This window comes from Chromobacterium sp. CCUG 76385 (assembly GCF_059916625.1).
In genome coordinates, this window is record NZ_JAUCGU010000047.1 from 23,208 (window position 1) to 26,491 (window position 3,284).

At 60.9% G+C, this 3,284-nt stretch carries 1 protein-coding gene and 1 tRNA gene; one reads left to right on the forward strand and one right to left on the reverse strand.

Annotated elements, in window-relative coordinates; translation table 11 throughout:
- Positions 1-83 (reverse strand) — tRNA-Leu (locus QUG01_RS19065).
- Positions 84-155: 72 nt separating this feature from the next.
- On the opposite strand from QUG01_RS19065, the gene rnr reads away from it, so the two are divergent.
- Entirely contained in the window at positions 156-3,014 is a 2,859-nt protein-coding gene (gene rnr / locus QUG01_RS19070) for a ribonuclease R (RefSeq protein WP_500831466.1), read from the forward strand.
- Positions 3,015-3,284: the final 270 nt, after the last annotated feature.

Here is a 3,284-nt window from a genome sequence, read left to right on the forward strand (position 1 = left end):
GCCCAAGAGAAGACTCGAACTTCCACACCCTTGCGGGCGCTAGGACCTGAACCTAGTGCGTCTACCAATTCCGCCACCTGGGCGTCGCTTTGCTGTATCATTTGTTGCATCGCTGCAACGAGATGCGAATTATAAACATAACCTCGAGGGTGTCAATGGCTCAATCGCAAAAAAAACAAAAAAAACTTTCCCTGAGAGACCAGGACCCCTTCCTGGAACGGGAAAAACTTAAATACTCCAATCCCTTGCCTAGCCGAGAGTTCATCATGCAGATTCTCGCCGAGCAGGGGGTGCCGCTGTTTCCGGATGAATTGGCGCAGATGCTGTCGATTCTCGGCGACGAGCAGGCTTTTTTTGAACGCCGCCTGCGCGCCATGGGGCGCGATGGCGAAATCCTCATCAACCGCAAGGGCGCGGTGTGCGTCGCCCAGAAGCTCGATCTGATCCGCTGCAAAGTATCCGGTCACCGCGATGGCTTCGGCTTCGCCATCCCGGACGAGGGCGAAGGCAGGGGCAATGATATCTTCCTGCCAGAGCGGGAAATGAAGAAGGTAATGCATGGCGACCGCGTGATGGTGCGGCCGTCGGGCCTGGATCGTCGCGGCCGGCAAGAGGGCAAGATTGTCGAGGTGCTGGAGCATGCGGTGACCAAGTTGGTCGGTCGCATCCAGCATGAGCGCGGCGTGTGGGTAGTGAGGCCGGAAGACAGGCGCATCAACCACGACGTGCTGATCGAGCCGGGCGGCGACGGCGGCGCGCAGGATGGCCAGGTGGTGATGGTGGATATCCTGCGGCAGCCGGATGCCTATCATCAGCCGGTCGGTAGGGTGGCAGAAGTGCTGGGCAACTACGCTGATCCGGGCATGGAAATCGAGATCGCCTTGCGCAAGCACGATTTGCCGCATCGCTTCCCGGACGACGCGCTGGAGCAAGCCAAGGCCACGCCGAAGAAAGTGCGCAAAAAAGACTGGACCAAGGATAGAGTCGATCTGCGCGATCTGCCGCTGGTGACGATAGACGGCGAAACGGCGCGCGACTTCGACGATGCGGTGTATGCGGAAAAGCAAGGCAAGGGCTTCCGCCTGGTGGTGGCCATCGCCGACGTCAGCTTCTATGTCCAGCCTGGCGACGCGCTGGATCGCGAAGCGCTGACCCGCGGCACCTCGGTTTACTTCCCGCGCCGGGTGATTCCAATGCTGCCGGAGGCCTTGTCCAACGGCATCTGTTCGCTGAATCCGGACGTCGAGCGCATGTGCATGGTCTGCGATATGCAGATCAACGCCAAGGGCGACGTGAAGAAGTACAAATTCTATCCGGCGGTGATGCAGTCCAAGGCTCGCCTTACTTACAACCAGGTATGGGATTGGCTGCAGAACGGCACGGATCATCCGATGCTGCCGCATGTGCAGGATCTCTATGCGCTGTTCAAGATTCTGCTGACTGCGCGCGGCAAGCGCGGCGCCATCGAGTTCGATTCGATCGAAACGCAGATGATCTTCAACGACAAGGGCAAGATCGAGCGCATCGTGCCGGTGGTGCGCAATGACGCGCATCGCCTGATCGAGGAATGCATGCTGGCGGCCAATGTCTGCTCGGCCGATTTCCTGCAGAAAAACGGCCACAAGGCGCTATACCGCGTGCACGAAGGCCCAACCGACGAAAAGCTGGAAAATCTGCGCAACTACCTGCGTCTGGTCAGCCTGACGCTGGGCGGCGGCGATAAGCCCAGCGCCAAGGATTACGGCAAGCTGGCGGAGCAGATTCATGGCCGCCCGGATGCGCCGGTGCTGCAAACCATGCTGCTGCGCTCCATGCAGCAGGCGGTATACACCCCGGACAATGCCGGCCACTTCGGCTTGGCCTATGAGGCTTACACCCATTTCACTTCGCCGATCCGGCGCTATCCAGACCTGCTGGTGCACCGCGCGATCAAGGCGGTATTGAAGGGGGAAAAGTACAAGCCCGGCAAGTGGGCAGCTTTGGGCGTGCATTGCTCGATGACCGAGCGCCGCGCCGACGATGCCAGCCGCGACGTAGAGTCTTGGCTGAAAACCTACTATATGCGCGACAAGATCGGCGAAGTGTTCCAAGGCAAGATCAGCGCGGTCACCAGTTTCGGCGTATTCGTGTTGCTGGACAACGTATATGTAGAAGGTTTGGTGCATATCTCCGAGCTAGGCAAAGACTACTTCCACTTCAAGAAGGAGTTGCAGGCCATCATTGGCGAGAAAAGCGGGGTTCAGTACCGCTTGGGCGATACGCTGACCGTCAAGGTCATGAGCGCCAACCTGGAAAACGCCCAGGTGGAGTTTGCATTGGTCAGGGATGAGCAGTCGCCTGCTGGCGGCGCATCGGAGGGGGGCGGATCGACCAAGCCAAGCCGGCGTCGTCGCGGCGGTCAACCCGCTGGCGCGGCGAAGGGCGGCCTCGCGCCGTCCATGTCGGCCAGTCCGGAAACGGCTGCGCCGGTCGAGCCGGTGAGCAAGCCTGCTGGTTTGCCGGCGGCGCCGCAGGGGCGCAGGCGTTCGGCCAAGCAGCCATCTGCGCCAGCGGTTGCGAGCAAGCAAGCTGTGCCGCCTCCTCAGCCGGCCTCTGGTCGACGCGGCGCAGACAAGCCTGAGTCCGCAACGGCAGCCAAACCGGCTGCTTCGCAAGTGAAGCCTGCAACCGAGCCTGCGGCTTCGCCGGCTGCGCCCGTCAAATCTTCTGGACAGGCGTCCAATAGGCAGGCGGGAGCTAAGTCTCCAGCTGGCAAGCCGCAAGCAGGGCCGAAGCAGCCAAGCGCGCGCACGCCGTCGCAAGGACGGAGCCGCCCCGTCAAGCCGGTTGCGGCCACGCCGCCGGCAGGCGCGAAGCCGGACCCCTCGGCGCCGCCGAGTGAGTCGCCGGGCCAGGACAAGCCCGCGCCGCGTCGCCCGCAAGGACGCCGCGGTCAGCCGCCTCAAGCCGAGACGCCAGCGCAACCGACAGCGCGCAAGCGTGGAGCCAGCAAACGGCGCACCGGCGAGGAATGATCGCTAGCTATCTATATTAAAGGAATCAATTAAACCGGTTCGAATCCAGAATTCGAACCGGTTTTTCTTTGTTTTCGCCCTTTTTGAGCGGGTCTTGGAGTCGGGGTGCGAGGTGTCATCGCGCATGGATTCAAAATTCTTTCATTGCTGTTTTCTTTCAAATCAGCGGCTTGCAGGGCTGTGGCGAAGAAATCTCACTTTTTCTCGCAAAAGGTGTTGACGAGGCGCAGGCCCGGGCGTATAGTTCGCCTCCTCAGCTGACGCAGCGAA

Coding starts and splice junctions, on each gene's coding strand:
- rnr (WP_500831466.1), top strand. CDS start 156: ATGGCTCAATCGCAAAAAAAACAAAAAAAACTTTCCCTGAGAGACCAG.